This window comes from Chitinimonas koreensis (assembly GCF_014353015.1).
Lineage (GTDB): Bacteria > Pseudomonadota > Gammaproteobacteria > Burkholderiales > Chitinimonadaceae > Chitinimonas > Chitinimonas koreensis.
In genome coordinates this window covers 1,513,820-1,531,627 of the sequence record NZ_CP060704.1, presented here as the reverse complement: position 1 = coordinate 1,531,627, position 17,808 = coordinate 1,513,820, and the positions used below count along the sequence as shown (strand labels likewise).

Sequence of the window (17,808 nt, the reverse complement as noted above, 5' to 3'; positions counted from 1 at the left end):
GGGGAGGAGCAGGGCGCGCCAGCTCGGGCCGCCCGTGGCCTTGATACGTGTCGCAATGCGGCTCCCTCCCCTTCAAGGGAGGGTTGGGGTGGGGATGGGGTTAACCCCTCCCCCCTCACCCCTTACCCTTCACCCCTCACACGCCTACAGCTCGCGCCCCACCGCCTGCGCGATCAGCCGCAGCGAGCCCATCAGCTCGTTCAGTTCCTGCGGCGTCAGCGCCTGGTCGGCGTCGCACCATGCCTCGCACGGATTCGGGTGCATCTCGATCAAGAGGCCGTCGGCGCCGGCCGCCACCGCCGCGCGCGCCAGCGCCGGCACCATCCAGGCCTTGCCGCCGGCGTGGCTCGGGTCGACCACCACCGGCAGGTGGGTCTCCTTCTTCAGCACCGGGATCGCGGTCACGTCGAGCACGTTGCGGTAGGCGGTCTCGAAGGTGCGGATGCCGCGCTCGCACAGGATGATGTTGTGGTTGCCGCCGGCGGCGATGTACTCGGCCGCCATCAGCCACTCGCTGATGGTGGCCGACAGGCCGCGCTTGAGGATCACCGGCTTGTTGACCCGGCCGACTTCCTTCAAGAGGTCGAAGTTCTGCATGTTGCGCGCGCCGATCTGGATCACGTCGACGTCGTGCTCGAGGAAGGTGTCGAGCATGCGCACGTCCATCAGCTCGGTCACGATCGGCAGCTTGTATTCGCGCGCGGCCTGCTGGAAGTACTCGAGGCCCTGCACGCCCAGGCCCTGGAAGGCGTAGGGACTGGTGCGCGGCTTGAAGGCGCCGCCGCGCATCAGGGTGCAGCCGGCGGCATGCACGCCGGCCGCGGCCAGCTGCATCTGCTCGGGCGTCTCGACCGAGCACGGCCCGGCGATCACCTGGATCTGCTTGCCGCCGAGCTTGACGCCGCGGATGTCGATCACCGTGCCGGCCGGGTGGCCTTCGCGCGCGACCAGCTTGTAGGGCTTGACGATGTGCATGGCGCGCTCGACGCCGGCCAGTTGCTCGAAGGCCTGCTCGGACAGCGCGCGCTCGTCGCCGATGGCGCCGACGATGGTGCGCTCGGTGCCGCGCGAGACGTGCTCGGTCAGGCCGGCGGCGCGGATGCGGTCGATGACGCCTTGCAGGTCGGCGTCGGTGGCGGTGGAGGACATCACGATGATCATGGCGGTTTTCCTTGGGCGGCGTTGGGTCGGATGCGGTGGAGCGGGGTTTCGGAATCGGTGAGGCAAAAAAGAAGGCGGGCCCGTCTGGGCCCGCCTTGCTTGAATCTCTTGGTTTCCTTCGCGCGAAACCGGCTAGCCCGTGTCAACTGGTGATCGGGAAGTAATAAAAGCCGGTAAAGACGATGAAGTGGCGCATGGTGTTGGCGATCTGCAGCGATTTGCGTCGAAGAATTGAACCGAGGCCAGATTAACCCAAAAAACCGCCGAGTGCAGCAATTGCGGCTTTCACCGATGCGAACACCTCGGCCGGGCTCGCCTCGCCGTACATATAGGCCGGCGCCGAGACGAAGCGCCGTTCCTCGTCGACGCAGGCGGCGTCGACTGGCGTCGGCACGTGGGTCTGACCCCAGGCCGCGATCGCCTCGGCGAGCGGCTCGCCGCCGGCGCCGAGCGTGATGCGCACGCCGCGCAGGCCGATCTCGCGTGCGGCCAGCGCCAGGATCAGCGGCGCCGCGCACAGCGTCACCACCGGCTTGGCCGCCGTCACGAAGGGCATCACCGCGGCCTTGACGTCGTCGTGCATGCGCGCGGCCTGGCCGTCCTGGGCGAAGGTGGTCAGGTTCTTGGCGGCGCCGAAGCCGCCGGGGAAGACGATGGCATCGTAGCTCGCCTCGTCGAGCACCGTCAGCGGCCGGATGTCGCCGCGCGCGATGCGGGCCGCCTCGGCCAGCACGTTGCGCTGCTCGTCGGTCGGCGCGCCGCGCGCATGGTCGACCACGTGCATCTGGTTGCGGTCGGGCGCGTAGCACTGGTAGGCGATGCCGGCCTGGCTCAGGCAGACCAGCGTGGAGACCGCTTCGGTGATCTCGGCGCCATCCAGGAAACCGCAACCGGACAGCACGACGGCGACTTTGCTCATGTTCTTCCTCCAGGTTCGGGCCGGCCGCTCAGGCGGCCGGCTTGCGTTCGACGATCACGTAATGCTTCTTCATCGGCTCGAGCACCTCGAACACGCCCTTGAAGCCGGCCGGGATCACCAGCGATTCGCCCGGCCCGGCCTCGACCGCGTGGCCGGCCTCGTCGATCACGCGGCAGCGGCCCTCGGTGACGAAGAAGAACTCGTCCTCGTCGGGGCCGAAGGCGATGCGCCAGCTGCCGGGCTCGCAGCCCCAGACGCCGGCGTAGACCTCGCCGGAGGCGTTGGTGAAGTGGTTCCAGGTGGTGCGCAGCGGATTGCCCTGCAGCCGGCGCTCCTCGCGCGGGTGGTCGTATTCGGGGGCGGTGGCCTGCTGGCTGAAGTGGACGATGGTCGGGGTGGTCGACATGGTGTGCTCTGGGTGCGGGTTTCGTTGGGTTCGAACCTGGATTCTAGGCGCGAGTCCGGCCCGATTCCTAGGCCGCCTCGTCCGGCCCGGCCGGGCCGAGCACGGTCGGCGGCAGCGGCTGGCGGTCGGGCGCCAGGAAGCGCCGCCGCGCCGCCGGCAGCGCCAGCCGCGCCTCGCTGTAGTACGGCGCCAGCGCAGCCCGGCCGCCGGCCAAGAGGTGAGCGGCGCGGCGCTCGAAGGCGCGCCACTGGCGCTGCCAGCGCAGCGCGGCCGGCATCTCGGCCGCCAGCTCGGCGGCGATCAGCCGCAGCAGCGCCTCGGTGACCGTGGCGTGGTACTTGTCGGCCGCGCCGAGGTGGCCGCAGTAGGCCTGCAGCGCATGGCGGAAGCGCGCCGCGCCGGCCACCGTGCCGTCGCGGCGCATCGCCACCCAGGCGGCGAACACGTGGGCGCGGTGGTCGAAGGCGTGCGGCGCCAGCCGGCCGCTCTCGAGCGCGCCGAGCACGTCGGGCAGGTCCGGCAGCCGCTGCGGCGCGCCGGCCGGCGCGGTGGAGCAGGTCGGACAGCTCATGCCTGTGCAGGCCGTCGCCGCGGCCGGAAGGTTCCCGCCGGCCAGGGGATCGCGGCCGTCCATCAGCGCGTCCCGAACGGCCGGACCAGGTCGGCCGCGCCGCCGCCGTCGACCGCGCGCAGGAAATCCTCACCCAGCCGCGCGGTCTCGGCCGTCACCTGGCGCCAGATCTTCTGCCGCGTCGCGTCGTCGTAGCGGCGGAAATCGTTGCGGTCCGGGATCTTGCCGCCGGGCAGCCGGGCGACCCAGTCGGGCGACGGCGCCACCAGCACCACGTTGTCCAGCCGCTCGGCACTCGCGCGCCGCCACGGCAGGCCCTTGTCGAACCAGCCCGGCACCAGGTGCGGGTAGAAGTGCGGGTAGAGCACCAGGCCGTCGAGCTTCGGATAAGGCAGGTCGAGGTGGTAGTCGAGCAGGCCGCCGTCGCGGTAGCGGCCGGCCGGCGCATGGAGCGGGTCGCGCACGCCCTCGACCACCAGCGGGATGGCGGCGGTGGCGTGCAGCGCGTCGACCAGGTTGTCGGCGGTCAGCGGCGCGAGATGGGTCGGGAAGTCGTCGGCCAGCGGCGGCGCCGGGTGGCGCGGATCGCTGAACCAGGTGCGGCGCCAGCCCTGGGCGTAGAGCCGGCGCGACAGCAGGTTGGCGCCGGCCACCGCGATCACGCCGGCCAGCTGGGCCAGCCGCGCCTCGGCCGCCAGGATGCCGCGCGCGCGCACCGCGGTCAGCGTCAGTGCGTAGTGCGGATGGGCCAGCAGGTCGGCCGGCTCGCCCTGGAACAGGTCGACCACCATGGCGCGGCAGGCGCGCGCGATCTCGGCCGCGCCGGCGCCGGGCGCATAGGTCTCGTCGGTATAGCGCTCGGCCAGCCGGGCCAGCGCGCGGGCCGGCTCGGGCTGCATGGCGCAGACGAAGCGCCAGCCGCCGATCGAGCTGCCGATCAGGTGGCGCAGCCGCGGCGCGCGTGGCAGCCAGTCGCCGAACACCGCCTGGTCGAGCCCGGTCAGCGCCAGCGCCTTGGGGCCGCCGGCGGCGCCGGGGACCAGCGCGATCTCGGCCGGGTCGAGCCCCTGGCTGCGGATGCGCGCCAGCGCGCGGCGACCGGCGCGCCAGGCCAGCGGCGAGCCGCGGGAGACGTGGATGGCGGGCGCTTGGGACATGGCGGGGCTCGGCCGGAACGGAAAGCCGGCATTCTAGTTGAACGCCCGGGTCAGTAGCGTGACGCCGGTATCGGCTGTGCAGACCCGGACGGGGCTGATCGGCCCGCGGCCGGCAGGCTAGAATCGGCGCTTCAGCCACGCCTCCAATCCCTTCAGCGATGCAACCCGAACTCTCCCCGCTCGGCAAGACGAGCGCCTACGTCGAGCACTACGACCCGAGCCTGCTGTTCCCGATCCCGCGCCTCGCCAAGCGCGAGGAGATCGGCGTGCCGGCCGCCCTGCCCTTCTTCGGCGCCGACATCTGGAACGCCTACGAGCTGTCCTGGCTCAACCGGCGCGGCAAGCCGCAGATCGCGCTGGCCACCTTCACCGTGCCGGCCGATTCGCCCAACATCATCGAGTCGAAGAGCTTCAAGCTCTATCTCAACAGCTACAACCAGACCCGGCTCGACGACGTCGATACGTTGCGCGCGCGGCTGGCGGCCGACCTGTCGAAGGCGGCCGGCGCCACGGTCGGCGTGCGGCTGGTGCTGCCCGAGGAGTTCGGCCGCCAGCGGCTGGGCGAACTCGACGGCTATTGCATCGACAACCTCGACCTCGAGATCGACACCTACCAGCCCGAGCCGGCGCTGCTGCGCACGGTCGAGGGCGAGGGCGAAGGCCCGGTCGAGGAGACGCTGTGCTCCAACCTGCTCAAATCCAACTGCCTGGTGACCGGCCAGCCCGACTGGGGCAGCGTGCAGATCCGCTACCGCGGCGCGCCGATCGAGCGCGCCGGCCTGCTGCAATACCTGGTCTCGTTCCGCCGCCACAACGAATTCCACGAACAGTGCGTCGAGCGCATCTTCATGGACATCACGCGCCAGTGCCGGCCCGAGGCGCTGTCGGTCTATGCGCGCTATACCCGCCGCGGCGGGCTCGACATCAATCCGTTCCGCACCAGCTTCACGCAGGCAGCGCCGGCTAACTTGCGTGGGGCAAGGCAATAGCAAAAGGTGGAGCAGGCGCCCGGGGAACCCGTGCGCTTGGCTTCAGTGCGGCTCCACCACGGCACGGCCCCTGATCTGCCCCTCCCCTCCCGTCCCCGCCGCCGCGGGAAGCCTCGCTAGCGCTCGTCAATGGCACGGATCGTGGTTCCTATGCTCACCAACCAATCGTGAGCCGAACCGCCAAACCTGAGCCCACCACGCCTATCCATCGGCTGCCAGCCTGGCCTATGCCGGCCATAGCGGGCCGGTCGGATGCGGCTTGCGCATCCGGCGCCGGCATGCCTGAATGGCGGGCGCCGCGGCGCCCGTCGCGGCCTTCAACGGGAGGGAACCCATGCGCGATATCGATATGGAACGCTGGCGCGTGCTGGCGGAGCACTACGTCACCGAATTCGGCGTCAAGATCCTGGCCGCCATCGTCTTCTGGGTGGTGGGCCGCTGGCTGATCGCGCTGGCGATCCGGCTGGTGCAGGGCTCGCTCGAGCGGCAGAAGGTCGATCCGACCGTGCTGCGCTACCTCGGCAACATCGTCAGCGTCACGCTGAACCTGGTGCTGATCATCGGCATCCTCGGCTACTTCGGCATGCAGACCACCTCGTTCGCGGCGCTGATCGCGGCGGCCGGCGTGGCGATCGGCATGGCCTGGTCGGGCCTGCTGGCCAACTTCGCCGCCGGCGCCTTCCTGATGGTGCTGCGGCCGTTCAAGGTCGGCGATTTCGTCAGCGCCGGCGGCGTCACCGGCACGGTCAAGGAGGTCGGCCTGTTCGCCACCGCGATCAATACGCCGGACAACGTGCTGACCACGGTCGGCAACAACAAGATCTTCGGCGACAACATCCAGAACTTCTCGCACAACGCCTACCGCCGGGTCGACCTCAAGTGCCAGCTGGCCGGCAACGCCGACCACGCCGCCGCGATCGCGATCCTGCAGCGCGAACTGGCGGCCATCCCCAACGTGCTGCAGAGCCCGGCGCCCGAGGTGGCGATCCTCGACTACACCGCGGCCGGCCCGGTGCTGGCGGTACGGCCCTACTGCCACAACGACCACTACTGGCAGGTGTATTTCGACGGCAACCGGGTGATCCGCGAGGCGCTGGGCGCGGCCGGCTTCCCGGCGCCGATGCCGGCCCAGGTGGTGCTCTACCAGCCGCTGCCGCCGGCAGCGCCGGCCGAGCCGAGCGGGGACAAGGCGCCGGACGGCGGGCTGTAAGCCCTTCGGCCGCAGGGCCCGTAGGAGCGGCTTCAGCCGCGCTTGGCTGCAGCAGGCGCGACCGCCATTCGCGGCTGAAGCCGCTCCTACAAGGTGTTGCCCGCCACGGCAGGGGGTAGCCGCGATGCCTTCCGGCTTGCCGGCCTCGCCCAATCGGGTGACCCGCCCACGCAAGCTCAGCGCTTGCGGCCGGCCACCAGCAGCACCACGCCGAGCACGATGCCGCCGGCGCTGAGCCAGACCGGGATGTCGACGGTCTTCTTCTCCTTCACCGTCAGTTCCAGCGGGCCGAGCTTGGCGGCCTGGTTTTCCTCGGTGTAGCTGAAGCCGCGGTAGACCAGGCCGAGCGTGCCGGCGATGATCAGCACGATGGCCAGAATGCGGGCTGCGTTCATGGTTTTCTCCCGGTCCAGGTTTCGGATGACCGGCCCGCAGCCCGCGGCGGCACTGCCGCCGCGGCCGCTGCGAACCGGCCTCTACCTGTGGGATGCGCCGCGCCGCGACTGGTTCACCACTCCCCCGCCACGGCCAGCCCGGCCGGCTCCTCGCCCGCCACCGCGCGGGCGATCGCGGCGTCGGCGGCCTCCACCTCGATCCCGCGCTCGGCATACCAGGCCGGGTTGTAATAGCTGTGGGCGTAGCGTTCGCCGCTGTCGCACAGGATGGTGACGATGCTGCCGCTTTGCCCGGCCATGCGCATGCGCGCGGCCAGCGCCAGCACGCCGGCGAAGTTGGTGCCGGTCGAGCCGCCGACGCGGCGGCCGAGCCGGGTGCTCACATAGCGCATGGCGGCCAGGCTCAGCGCATCGGGCACCTTGACCATCGCCTCGATGCAGCTCGGGATGAAGCTCGACTCGACGCGCGGCCGGCCGATGCCCTCGATGCGCGAGCCGCAGGCCGCCGTCAGCGTGGTGTCGGGCGTGCCGGCGCAGGCGCCACGGTAGTAGTCGAAGAACACCGAATGCTCGGGATCGGCGCACAGGATGCGGGTGTCGTGGCGGCGGTAGCGCACGTAGCGGCCCAGCGTGGCGCTGGTGCCGCCGGTGCCCGGGCCGCAGACGATCCAGGCCGGGATGGCGTGCGGCTCGTCGGCCATCTGCTTGAAGATCGACTCGGCGATATTGTTGTTGGCGCGCCAGTCGGTGGCGCGCTCGGCGTAGGTGAACTGGTCCATGAAATGGCCGCCGGTCTCGCGCGCCAGCCGCGCCGATTCGGCGTTGATCGCGCCGGGGTCGGCGATCAGGTGGCAGCGGCCGCCGTGGAATTCGATCGCGGCGATCTTCTCCGGCGAGGTGCTGGCCGGCATCACCGCGATGAAGGGCAGACCCAGCAGGCTGGCGAAATAGGCCTCCGACACCGCGGTGGAGCCGCTCGAAGCCTCGATCACCGGCCGGTTCTCGCGCAGCCAGCCGTTGGCCAGCGCGTAGAGGAACAGCGAGCGCGCCAGCCGGTGCTTGAGGCTGCCGGTCGGATGGCTCGACTCGTCCTTGAAGTAGACGTCGATGCCCGGATGGTTCGGCAGCGCGAGCGGGATCAGGTGGGTATCGGCCGAGCGGTTGAAATCGGCCTCGATCTTGTGGATGGCGGCGGCCACCCAGGCGCGTTGCGACATGGCGACGGTTCCTGTTGCGTGAATGCTGGATCTTAGCCCAGCCGATTCGCGGCGTTCGATTGGGGTTGGCTCTGTTGACATAAGGTTTGTGGGCCGTGCCGGACCGAGTTTTGGAGCCAGGTTAGGCGCGACGAGCGCAGCCTATCGGGATAGGTCAGCGAGTCGTCACGACGCATGGCTCCAAAAATCGGTCCGGCCCTTCGGGTATTGCCGGGAAGGGGCCTACAAACCTTATGTCGACAGAACCCACTAGAATCGCAAGCCAATGACTAGACAAGCAGGAGGAATGGGATGAGGAAACGCACCTGGGCCATCGGCCTCGGCATCTGCCTGGCGGCCAGCACGGCGGTGGTCGCCAATACCCTGTGGTTCCGGCCCTGGTCGATCCGGGTCTTCTTCGACCGCGTCGCCTACACCGACCTGCTCGATTCGCCCGAGATGCTGAGCAGCCTGCGCCTGCTCGAACCGTGGGGTCTGCGCGGCCACAACGCGCGGCTCGACGACGTCTCCGACGCCCATGCCGAAGCCGGCTTCAAGCAGGCGCGCGCCGATCTCGACACCCTGCTCGGCTATGACCGCGCCAAGCTGGCCGAGGACGACCAGCTGTCCTACGACACGCTGCGCTTCCAGCTCGAGCAGGAGCTGGCCGGCGCGCGCTTCCGCTACCACGACTACCCGGTCAACCAGTTGCAGGGCGCCCAGATCGGCCTGGTCAACCTGCTGCTCTACACCCACCCGCTGAAGGACGCCACCGACGCCGAGCATTACCTGGCCCGCCTGGCCGCGGTGCCGGCCAAGCTCGGCCAGTTGCGCGAGGCGATGGCCGAGCGCGCGCGCCGCGGCATCGTCGCGCCGCATTTCGCGCTGGCCAAGTCGGCCGAGGGCATGCGCGACTTCACCGCGATGCCGGCCGAGCGCAATCCGCTCTACCTGGTGTTCGTGGAGAAGCTGCAACAGGCCGGCCTGGCCGAGCCCGAGCGCAACCGCCTGGCGGCCGCCGCGCGCGACGCCGTCGAGCGCCAGGTCTACCCGGCCTACCGCGCGCTGCAGGCGGCGACCGAGGCGCTGGCGCAGGCCCATCCGCGCGACGACGGCGTCTGGGCGCTGCCGACGGCGCCGCCTACTACGCCTACAAGCTCAAGCAGCACACCACCACCCAGCTGTCGCCCGACCAGGTGCACGACCTCGGCCTGCGCGAAGTCGGCCGCATCCAGGCCGAGATGCGCAAGATCCTGGCCGAGCGCGGCGAACCCGACGCCGAGCACGTCGGCCGGGCGATGAAGCGGCTGGGCGACGATCCGCGCTTCCTCTACAGCGACGACGCGGCCGGCCGCGCCCAGATCGTGGCCGACTACAAGGCCATCCTGGCCCAGGCGCAGGCGGCGCTGCCGCAGGCCTTCGACCAGCTGCCCACCGCCGCGCTCGACGTCAAGCCGGTGCCGGCCATGAGCGAAAAGACCGCGCCGGGCGCCTACTACGAATCGCCGGCCACCGACGGCAGCCGGCCCGGCGTGTTCTTCGCCAATCTCTACGACATCAAGGGCAGTCCGCGCTGGAGCATGCGCACGCTGGCCTACCACGAGGGCGTGCCCGGCCATCACCTGCAGAGCGCGCTGGCGCTGGAGCAGCGCGACCTGCCGCTGTTCCGCCGCACCCACTGGTACACCGCCTACGGCGAGGGCTGGGCGCTGTATGCCGAGCGGCTGGCCTGGGAGATGGGGCTGGAGCCCGATCCCTACGACCAGCTCGGCCGGCTGCGCGACGAGCTGTTCCGCGCGGTGCGGCTGGTGGTCGACACCGGCATGCACGCGCGGCGCTGGAGCCGCGAACAGGCGGTGGCCTATATGGAAGAGAACACCGGCATGACCCGCGGCGACACGGTGATCGAGATCGAGCGCTACCTGGTCGATCCGGGCCAGGCCTGCGCCTACAAGATCGGCATGCTCAAGCTGCTCGAACTACGCGAGCGCGCGCGCGGGCAGCTCGGCGCGCAGTTCGACCTGCGCCGCTTCCACGACCGGGTACTGAGCAGCGGCGGCCTGCCGCTGGACCTGCTCGAACGCCGCATCGACGACTGGATCGCGGCCGGCGGCGCCTGACCGCAGCACGGCCCGACGGCGGCCGGCCCTGGTGCCGGCCGCTTGCGTTTCCGCCACGCCGTATCGCCCGCCGCGCTCCCTTCTCCCTTCTCCCTTCTCCCTTCTCCCTTCTCCCTTCTCCCTTCTCCCTTCTCCCTTCTCCCTTCTCCCTTCTCCCTTCTCCCTTCTCCCTTCTCCCTTCTCCCTTCTCCCTTCTCCCTTCTCCCTTCTCCCTTCTCCCTTCTCCCTTCTCCCTTCTCCCTTCTCCCTTCTCCTTCTCCCTTCTCCCTTCTCCCTTCTCCCTTCTCCCTTCTCCCTTCTCCCTTCTCCCTTCTCCTTCTCCCTTCTCCCTTCTCCCTTCTCCCTTCTCCCTTCTCCCTTCTCCCTTCTCCTTCTCCCTTCTCCCTTCTCCCTTCTCCCTTCTCCCTTCCCCCTTCCCCTTCCCCCTTCCCCCTTCCCCCTTCCCCTTCTCCAGCCAGGATCGGATCGCTGCCCATTGACAGCAATGTATCGTTAAAACTATCTTACGATACGTTTTAAAACACACAGGAGCGAACCATGCGGCAATCCGGACTGATGGCCAAGCTCGGCCGGCGGGTGATCGAACGCCTGTCCCATCACCATCATCGCTATCACGACCGCCATGCCATGGGCCGGCACCGCCACGGTCATGGCCACGATCACGACGGCCCGTTCCACGGCGGCCCGGGCGGCTTCGGCGGCGGCGACGAGCCGCTGATGCGCGGCCGCAAGTTCTCGTCGGACGACCTGCAGCTGATGCTGCTGGCGCTGCTGGAGGAAAAGCCGAGCCACGGCTACGAGCTGATCAAGGCGCTGGAGACGCGCTCGGGCGGCTTCTACGCGCCGAGCCCGGGCATGGTCTACCCGGCGCTGACCTACCTGGAGGAGCTCGGCTACGCCACCGTGGCGGCCGACGGCAACAAGAAGTGCTACCACCTGGCCGAAGCCGGCCGCACACACCTGGCCGCCCACCGTGAACGCCTCGAGCTGCTGCTGGACAAACTGCACCACGTCGCCCGCAAGCTCGACTGGATCCGCCGCGCCTGGTCCGGCCAGGCCGATGCCGTGGACCCGGCCGGCGGCTGGCTGCCCGAGCTGGTCGAAGCGCATCGCGCGCTCAAGCGCGCGCTGACGCGCCGCCGCGAGGCGCCGGCCGACGAGCAGCGCCGCGTCGCCGCCATCCTGGCGCGCGCGGCGGCCGAGATCGACGACAAGAACTGAACCCCAGCCACGAGAGGAAACCCATGACTGCACCCGACCTGACCGTCCAGCGAGTACGCCACGCGCTGCGCTTCCGCCTGCTCGAAGTCCGCCGCACCCGGCTGGTGACGCCGCAACTGCTGCGCGTGACGCTGGCCGGCGACCTGGCCGACTTCGTCTCGGCCAGCTTCGACGACCACATCAAGGTGTTCTTCCCGGCGCCGGGGCAGGACCGGCCGGCGCTGCCGACGGTCGGGCCGGACGGCGTGGTCTGGCCCGAGGGCGCCGCCCGGCCGGCCGCGCGCGACTACACGCCGCGCCATTACGACCCGGCCGCCGGCGAGCTCGACATCGAGTTCGTCCTGCACGGCGACGGCCCGGCCGCCAGTTGGGCGGCGCAGGCCAAGGCCGGCCAGTTCATCGGCGTCGGCGGCCCGCGCGGCTCCTTCGTGATCCCGACCGGCTTCGACTGGCACCTCCTGGTCGGCGACGAGACCGCGCTGCCGGCCATCGCCCGCCGGCTCGAGGAACTGCCGGCCGGCTGCCGCGCCATCGTGGTCGCCGAAGTGCCCGGCGCCGACGCCCGGCCGGCGCTGGCCAGCGCGGCGGCGCTCGAGGTGCACTGGGTGCACCGCGACGCCGGCGCCACGCTGGAGCAGGCGGTGCGCGCGCTGGCGCTGCCGGCCGGCGAGGGCTACGCCTGGGCCGCCGGCGAGACCGCCGCCATCCGCGCGGTGCGCGCCCACCTGGTTGGCGAGCGCGGCATCGACAAGTCGCGCATCCGCGCCGCCAGCTACTGGAAGCAGGGTGAGATCGCAGTGCACGAGACGCTCGAAGACTGAGCGCGGCAGACAGCGGCGGCGGCGGTCCCCTGCCCGCCCCCGCTGCATAGGGTCGGTGCATCCCGGCAGCCGGATCGGGCGCACGAGCGGCGTCTCCGCACTCGGCCCGCCAGGAGGCTTGCCTTTACCGGCAAGCCTCTTTTCACGTCCACCCCCCTTGCGCGGAACTCGAGCGCCCAGCGCGTCGAATCGCCAGCGTCAACGTTTGCATCTTTAGTAGTAAGCCCCGAGTCAATTACACGAAAGCAGGCAGTAAGAATTAGGCATACTGCGCTCCCCGCATGAACAGGACAGGCCGTGACGACGCAAGCGCTGCACACCGAGGAACTCGATTCGAGCCGCCGCCATCTGCTGCAAACCGGTGGCGGCCTGCCGGCGGCGCAGATCGCCGTCCATGCCGACGAACCGTTCTCCACGCTGCCGATCGGCAGCGCCGGCCTGCTCGAGGCCGGCACCGCGCTGTTCCTGCCCGAGGGCATGACGGCCGACACGCAGCCGGTCTCGCTGGCGCTGCTGGAACGGCCGCGGCCCAGCGGCCCGCTGCCGGCGGACTGGACGCTCAGGCCCGCGTTCTCGCGCAGCGCCAGCTGCCACCGGCTGCGCCTGGCCGTACCGGCCGGCAGCAGCCTGTACGGCAGCGGCGAAGTCGACGGCCCGCTGCTGCGCAACGGCCAGCGCATCGCGCTGTGGAACACCGACAACTTCCAGTACGCCTATGACGGCGGCCGCCGGCTCTACCAGTCGCACCCGTGGGTGCTCGGCGTGCAGGCCGACGGCCGCGCCTTCGGCGTGCTGCTCGATTCGACCTGGCCGGCCGAGCTCGCGCTCGCCGGCGGCGCGATCGAATTCACCAGCGAAGGCCCGGCCTTCCCCGTCATCGTGATCGAACGCGAATCGCCGCAGGCCGTGCTGCGCGCGCTGGCGCGGCTCACCGGCACCATGGCCCTGCCGCCGCGCTGGGCGCTCGGCTACCAGCAATGCCGCTGGTCCTACTACCCCGATGACCAGGTGCGCGAGATCGCCGACGAATTCCGCCGCCGCCGCCTCCCCTGCGACGTGATCTGGCTCGACATCCACTACATGGACGGCTACCGCGTCTTCACCTTCTCGCCCAAGGACTTCCCCGATCCCAAGGCGCTCAACGGCTACCTGCACGAGCGGGGCTTCAAGAGCGTGTGGATGATCGACCCCGGCGTGAAGGCCGAGCCGGGCTACGCGGTCTACGACGCCGGCAGCGAGATCGACGCCTGGGTGCGCGACGCCGGCGGCGAGGTGTTCAAGGGCCAGGTATGGCCAGGCGACTGCGTGTTCCCCGACTTCACCCGGCCCGAGGTGCGCGCCTGGTGGGCCGGGCTGTACCGCGACTACATGGCGCAGGGCATCGACGGCGTGTGGAACGACATGAACGAGCCGGCGGTGTTCGACGGCCCGGACAAGACCATGCCGCGCGACAACCGGCATCGCGGCGGCGGCGAACTGCCGGCCGGGCCGCATGCGCAATACCACAACGTCTACGGCCTGCTGATGGTGCAGGCCAGCCGCGAAGGCATCATGGCGGCCCGGCCGGACAAGCGGCCCTTCGTGCTGAGCCGGGCCAACTTCCTCGGCGGCCAGCGCTATGCCGCCACCTGGACCGGCGACAACGCCTCGACTTGGGAACACCTGGAACTGTCGATCCCGATGAGCCTGAACCTCGGGCTGTCGGGCCAGCCGTTCAACGGCCCCGACCTCGGCGGCTTCGCCGGCGACGAGGTGGAGCCCGCGCTGTGGGGCCACTGGATCGGCATGGGCGCGTTCTTCCCGTTCTGCCGCGGCCACGCGATCGAAGGCTCGCAGGACAAGGAACCGTGGTCATTCGGCCCGGCGGTGGAAAGCGCCGCGCGCATCGCGCTGGAACGGCGCTACCGGCTGCTGCCCTATCTTTACACGCTGTTCCGGCGTGCCGCGCAGGACGGCTCGCCGGTGATGGCGCCGGCCTTCTTCGCCGACCTGGGCAATACCGCGCTGCGCAGCGAGGCGCGGGTATTCCTGCTCGGCGACGATCTCCTGGTGGTGCCGCGCTGGGCCGAGGCACCCGAGCTGCCGCGCGGCATCTGGCGCAGCGTCTCGCTGATCGACGGCGACCGCGCCGACCGCTACCAGGCCGACCTGCGGCTGCGCGGCGGCGCCATCGTGCCGCTGGGCCGGGTGGTGCAGAGCACGGTCGAGGAATCGCTCGACCCGCTGACCCTGCTGGTCTGCCTCGATGCGGCCGGCCATGCCGAAGGCCGGCTGTACGAGGACGACGGCGAGGGCTACGGCTACCGCGACGGCGACTACCTGTTGACCACCTACCGCGCGGTGCGCCAGGGCGACCGGGTGGAGCTGAGCATCGCCGCCAGCGAAGGCCGGCGCGCACGGCCGGTGCGGCAGGTGGTGGTCGAGGTGGTTGCCGACGGCGGCGTGTTCCGCGCCGTCGGCGACGAGCGCAACGGCATCATCGTGCCGCTGCAGCAGGCGGCCGGCGACGCATCGCCTTCGGCCTGACCGGCGGCCGCCAGGAGCGCCGCGCACGGCAGGCGCGGCGCAGGGCGGCTTCAGCCGCGAATGCCGCGGCGCCACCGCCGTGGCCGGGGCCGCGCCCCGATCCCGCCGCTGCCCGGCAAGCCGTCCGTCGCGAATCGCCCGATCGCAACGGCGCCTCGGTGAACGATCGTTCACCAGGCATTACAATGGCGGGCATGAACCACACCCCGCCCGAGGCCGCGGCACCGGCCTGAGCCCCGACAACCGCTACGCCGCCCACACCCGCGAAGCGCAGGACGACGGCTGGCCGGCCGGCGACGACGAGACGGTCGCGCCGCGCACCGTCATCACCCTGCAGCCGGCCAAGTCCATCGTCAGCCGCAACCAGTCGCCCGACCTCCGCTTCACCCAGTCGATCAATCCCTACCAGGGCTGCGAGCACGGCTGCATCTACTGCTACGCGCGACCGAGCCACGCCTACTGGGGCTATTCGCCCGGCCTCGACTTCGAGACCCGCATCGTCGCCAAGCCCAATGCCGCCGCGCTGCTGCGCGCCGAGCTGGCGCGGCCGGGCTACCGCGTCGCGCCGATCTGCATCGGCAGCAATACCGACTGCTACCAGCCGGCCGAGCGCGAGCTGAAGCTGACCCGCGCGGTGCTCGAAGTGCTGGCCGAGACGCGCCACCCGACCATGCTGCTGACCAAGAATGCGCTGATCGAGCGCGACATCGACCTGCTGAGCGACCTGGCGCGCGACAAGCTGGTGCAGGTGATGGTCAGCGTCACCACGCTGGACCGCGAGCTGGCCCGGCGCATGGAGCCGCGCGCCAGCCAGCCGCTGCGCCGCATCGAGACGATCGGCGCCCTGGCCGCGGCCGGCATCCCGGTCGGCGTGCTGGCGGCGCCGATGATCCCGGCGCTCAACGACCACGAGCTCGAACGCATCCTGGAAGCCAGCGCGGCGGCCGGCGCCGGCACGGCCGGCTACGTGCTGCTGCGGCTGCCTTACGAATTGAAGACGCTGTTCGAGGATTGGCTGGCGCAGCACTACCCGCTCAAGCGCGACCACGTGCTGAGCGTGCTGCGGCAAATGCGCGGCGGCCAGGACAACGACGCCCGCTTCGGCAAGCGGATGCGCGGCGAAGGCGCCTTCGCCGACCTGCTGTCGCACCGCTTCCGGCTGGCGCGGCAGCGGCTGGGCCTGGCGCGCGCGTCGGTGGAGCTCGACGAGAGCCGGTTCCGGCGGCCGGTCGATCATCCGCAGTACGAGTTGTTCTGAATTGTCCTGAGGGGAAGTCGGAAGCTGAAGGGCCGGGACAGATGCCGGCGCGGATGCGGGGTCAGCTACCTCGAAGCGGTGGCCCAGCTGCACCGGGACAGATGTCGGCGCGGGTGCGGGAATCCGGCCTGGCATGGGATCGGCATTGGGGCGAAGGGGACAACTGGACTTGCGTTCCTCACCGGTCAGCCATGACTCGACCGGCGCCCCTCGCTCTGCCCGCTCCCGGAGAGAGGGGGTGGGCCGCGCCGAGTTCACGCGCCCGTACACTTGCACGCGGTCGGCGCGTTGGCCTGTCCCACGTGCATGCTCGCCCATCAGCGCATGCGGCGGAATTCCTCGACGCGCTCGGGCGAAGCCGCAGCCGCGCCTGCGGCCGCGGTGACGACGGGGCGGCCGGCGCTGGCCGCCTCGGCCCGGTGGCGAGCGGCCAGCCGGGCCTGCAGGCCGGCGTCGAGCCAGACCACCGTGACCAGCGCGACGCCGAGCGCCAGCACGAGCAAGGGCTCGGCCAGGCTCCTCACGGCTGCCACGCCGCCTCGGCCACCGGCCGGCCCGCACGGCCCGGCCGCGGCAGCCAGGCCTCGGCGTCGGCCGCATTCTGGGCCGGCCGGCGATCCGCCGGCGCATCGGCCTGGCCCGGCGCCCCGCGCGTTTCGAGCTGCCGACCGGCTTCCGCCAGCCCGGCCACCGCCGGCCGGGCCTTCGACGGCCGGCTCATTCCGAACAATCCGAACATCGCGAATCCTCCCAGTCGATGCAGCATCAAGCCTCGCCGCGGATCACGCGGTAATTGAGCCGGACGTAGCGCGCCAGGCCGATGCCGGCCCACTTGGTCAGCCAGACGTCGACGTAGGCCAGCACCAGGCCCGAGCAGAACACCCCGATGCCGGCCAGCGCGACGGCCAGCGGCTCGGTCAGGTTCGAGCCTGCCACGTCGACCGTGATGAAATCGCCGAGCCCCGCGCCGGGCAGGCTGGCCAACACCAGCGCGGCGCCGGCCAGGATCAGCGCCAGGGCGGCCAGGAAGAAGGCCAGCAGCGCGCAGCCGATCGCCAGCAAGGGGCCGAGCATGATCAGGTTCATCAGGCCCAGGCCGGCCACCGCGATCAGCATGCGGGCGAAGTTGCCGGTCGAGCGCTTCTGCTGCCAGTCCTTGATGCGCGCCTCGGCCCTGAGCTCGCGCGCCAGCTGGCGCGGCGTGCCCAGCGAGCGCGACACCTCGGTCTCGTCGCGGCCGTCGGCCAGCGCATCGCGGAAATATTCCTCGTAGTCGACGGCGATCTCGTCGATCTCGCGCGGCGCCATGCCGCGCAATTCGGCGCGCAACTGCTTGAGAAACTGTTCGCGGTTCATCGTCGTCACCCCTCAATGATCTTGTTCACTTCTTCCAGGAAGCCGCTCCATTCCTGTTTCATCTCGGCCAGCACTTCGCGTCCGCGCACTTCCAGCCGGTAGTACTTGCGCGGCGGGCCGGAATCGGACTCGACCAGGTAGGTGCTGACCAGGCCGTCGTTCTGCAGCCGCCGCATCAGGGGATAGATCGTCCCTTCGCTCATTTCCACGCCGTCGGCCAGCGTCGAGACGATCTCGTAGGCATAGCTGTCGTGCCGCTCGAGCAGCGCGAGCACGCACATTTCCAGCACGCCTTTCTTCAACTGGGTCTTCATCGTCGCCCTCCTCTTGCCACGCCGCGGCGCGGTCGTTCGTCGGTGATTGCAATGTAGCGCAAGGTATCTTTTAGTGCAAGGTACCTTGCGCCGAAAAATACCTGTCGATAGCAAGGTAGCTTGCACTGCATCCCCATATAAATTACCAAGCGCTTGCTCGATAATTCGCGACTGCTCTAGCATGTCGT

The 17,808-nt window shown here is 70.4% G+C and carries 18 protein-coding genes and 1 pseudogene; 8 read left to right on the top strand and 11 right to left on the bottom strand.

The window, feature by feature from the left end; genetic code table 11:
• Positions 1-144: 144 nt before the first annotated feature.
• The 5 genes from aroF to H9L41_RS06550 form a co-directional block, all read right to left on the bottom strand.
• Positions 145-1,161, bottom strand: coding sequence for a 3-deoxy-7-phosphoheptulonate synthase (aroF, locus tag H9L41_RS06570; RefSeq protein WP_028446254.1), 1,017 nt, complete (start codon positions 1,159-1,161; stop codon positions 145-147).
• Between the two features lie 247 nt (positions 1,162-1,408).
• A complete protein-coding gene (elbB, locus tag H9L41_RS06565; protein ID WP_028446253.1) occupies positions 1,409-2,080 on the bottom strand; it encodes an isoprenoid biosynthesis glyoxalase ElbB in 672 nt (223 codons plus the stop codon).
• Positions 2,081-2,108: 28 nt separating this feature from the next.
• A complete protein-coding gene (locus tag H9L41_RS06560; RefSeq protein WP_034606977.1) occupies positions 2,109-2,486 on the bottom strand; it encodes a cupin domain-containing protein in 378 nt (125 codons plus the stop codon).
• 67 nt (positions 2,487-2,553) lie between these two features.
• A complete protein-coding gene (locus H9L41_RS06555) occupies positions 2,554-3,057 on the bottom strand; it encodes a hypothetical protein (RefSeq protein ID WP_157461977.1) in 504 nt (167 codons plus the stop codon).
• Positions 3,058-3,119: 62 nt separating this feature from the next.
• Positions 3,120-4,214 carry a hypothetical protein gene (locus tag H9L41_RS06550; protein ID WP_034606975.1) on the bottom strand — a complete coding sequence of 365 codons (1,095 nt, stop codon included), beginning with the start codon at positions 4,212-4,214 and terminating at the stop codon, positions 3,120-3,122.
• A 158-nt stretch (positions 4,215-4,372) separates the two neighbouring features.
• Between H9L41_RS06550 and queF the strand changes: the two genes are divergently transcribed.
• Both queF and H9L41_RS06540 read left to right on the top strand, forming a co-directional pair.
• Positions 4,373-5,203, top strand: a complete 831-nt coding sequence (queF, locus tag H9L41_RS06545) for an NADPH-dependent 7-cyano-7-deazaguanine reductase QueF (RefSeq protein WP_034606971.1) — start codon at positions 4,373-4,375, stop codon at positions 5,201-5,203.
• Between the two features lie 334 nt (positions 5,204-5,537).
• Entirely contained in the window at positions 5,538-6,413 is an 876-nt protein-coding gene (locus H9L41_RS06540) for a mechanosensitive ion channel family protein (protein ID WP_084300252.1), read from the top strand.
• Positions 6,414-6,589: 176 nt separating this feature from the next.
• Here the strand turns inward: H9L41_RS06540 and H9L41_RS06535 are convergent, their stop codons facing one another.
• Together H9L41_RS06535 and H9L41_RS06530 are read right to left on the bottom strand one after the other, a co-directional pair.
• Positions 6,590-6,808, bottom strand: coding sequence for a hypothetical protein (locus H9L41_RS06535; protein WP_028446248.1), 219 nt, complete (start codon positions 6,806-6,808; stop codon positions 6,590-6,592).
• Positions 6,809-6,921: 113 nt separating this feature from the next.
• Positions 6,922-8,025: a PLP-dependent cysteine synthase family protein gene (locus tag H9L41_RS06530; protein ID WP_028446247.1), complete on the bottom strand. Its 1,104-nt coding sequence runs from the start codon at positions 8,023-8,025 to the stop codon at positions 6,922-6,924.
• A 291-nt stretch (positions 8,026-8,316) separates the two neighbouring features.
• On the opposite strand from H9L41_RS06530, the pseudogene H9L41_RS26485 reads away from it, so the two are divergent.
• The 6 genes and pseudogenes from H9L41_RS26485 to H9L41_RS06500 all read left to right on the top strand — a co-directional run.
• A pseudogene (locus H9L41_RS26485) lies at positions 8,317-9,057 on the top strand (DUF885 family protein); the annotation flags it as partial.
• Positions 9,058-9,122: 65 nt separating this feature from the next.
• Positions 9,123-10,124, top strand: a complete 1,002-nt coding sequence (locus H9L41_RS26480) for a DUF885 domain-containing protein (RefSeq protein WP_265584026.1) — start codon at positions 9,123-9,125, stop codon at positions 10,122-10,124.
• 537 nt (positions 10,125-10,661) lie between these two features.
• Positions 10,662-11,345 carry a PadR family transcriptional regulator gene (locus H9L41_RS06515; protein WP_028446093.1) on the top strand — a complete coding sequence of 228 codons (684 nt, stop codon included), beginning with the start codon at positions 10,662-10,664 and terminating at the stop codon, positions 11,343-11,345.
• Between the two features lie 23 nt (positions 11,346-11,368).
• The gene (locus H9L41_RS06510; protein ID WP_028446094.1) at positions 11,369-12,166 is read left to right on the top strand and encodes a siderophore-interacting protein; all 798 of its coding nucleotides are present in this window, start codon (positions 11,369-11,371) and stop codon (positions 12,164-12,166) included.
• A gap of 297 nt (positions 12,167-12,463) precedes the next feature.
• A complete protein-coding gene (locus H9L41_RS06505) occupies positions 12,464-14,692 on the top strand; it encodes a TIM-barrel domain-containing protein (RefSeq protein WP_211236871.1) in 2,229 nt (742 codons plus the stop codon).
• Between the two features lie 79 nt (positions 14,693-14,771).
• Positions 14,772-15,950, top strand: a complete 1,179-nt coding sequence (locus H9L41_RS06500; protein WP_265583953.1) for a PA0069 family radical SAM protein — start codon at positions 14,772-14,774, stop codon at positions 15,948-15,950.
• Between the two features lie 317 nt (positions 15,951-16,267).
• On the opposite strand, the gene H9L41_RS06495 is transcribed toward H9L41_RS06500, so the two are convergent.
• Genes H9L41_RS06495 through H9L41_RS06480 form a run of 4 tightly spaced genes read right to left on the bottom strand, consistent with a single transcriptional unit; the run spans position 16,268 to position 17,620 of the window.
• Entirely contained in the window at positions 16,268-16,483 is a 216-nt protein-coding gene (locus tag H9L41_RS06495; RefSeq protein ID WP_157461958.1) for a hypothetical protein, read from the bottom strand.
• Complete coding sequence (locus tag H9L41_RS06490; protein ID WP_157461959.1) at positions 16,471-16,689, bottom strand: hypothetical protein; 219 nt, start codon at positions 16,687-16,689, stop codon at positions 16,471-16,473. Before H9L41_RS06490 ends, H9L41_RS06495 begins: the two co-directional genes overlap by 13 nt.
• Before the next feature lie 26 nt (positions 16,690-16,715).
• Complete coding sequence (locus tag H9L41_RS06485) at positions 16,716-17,306, bottom strand: DUF1700 domain-containing protein (protein ID WP_028446098.1); 591 nt, start codon at positions 17,304-17,306, stop codon at positions 16,716-16,718.
• 5 nt (positions 17,307-17,311) lie between these two features.
• Positions 17,312-17,620 (bottom strand): PadR family transcriptional regulator, encoded by a 309-nt coding sequence (locus tag H9L41_RS06480; protein ID WP_028446099.1) that lies wholly within the window; start codon positions 17,618-17,620, stop codon positions 17,312-17,314.
• Between the last annotated feature and the right edge of the window lie 188 nt (positions 17,621-17,808).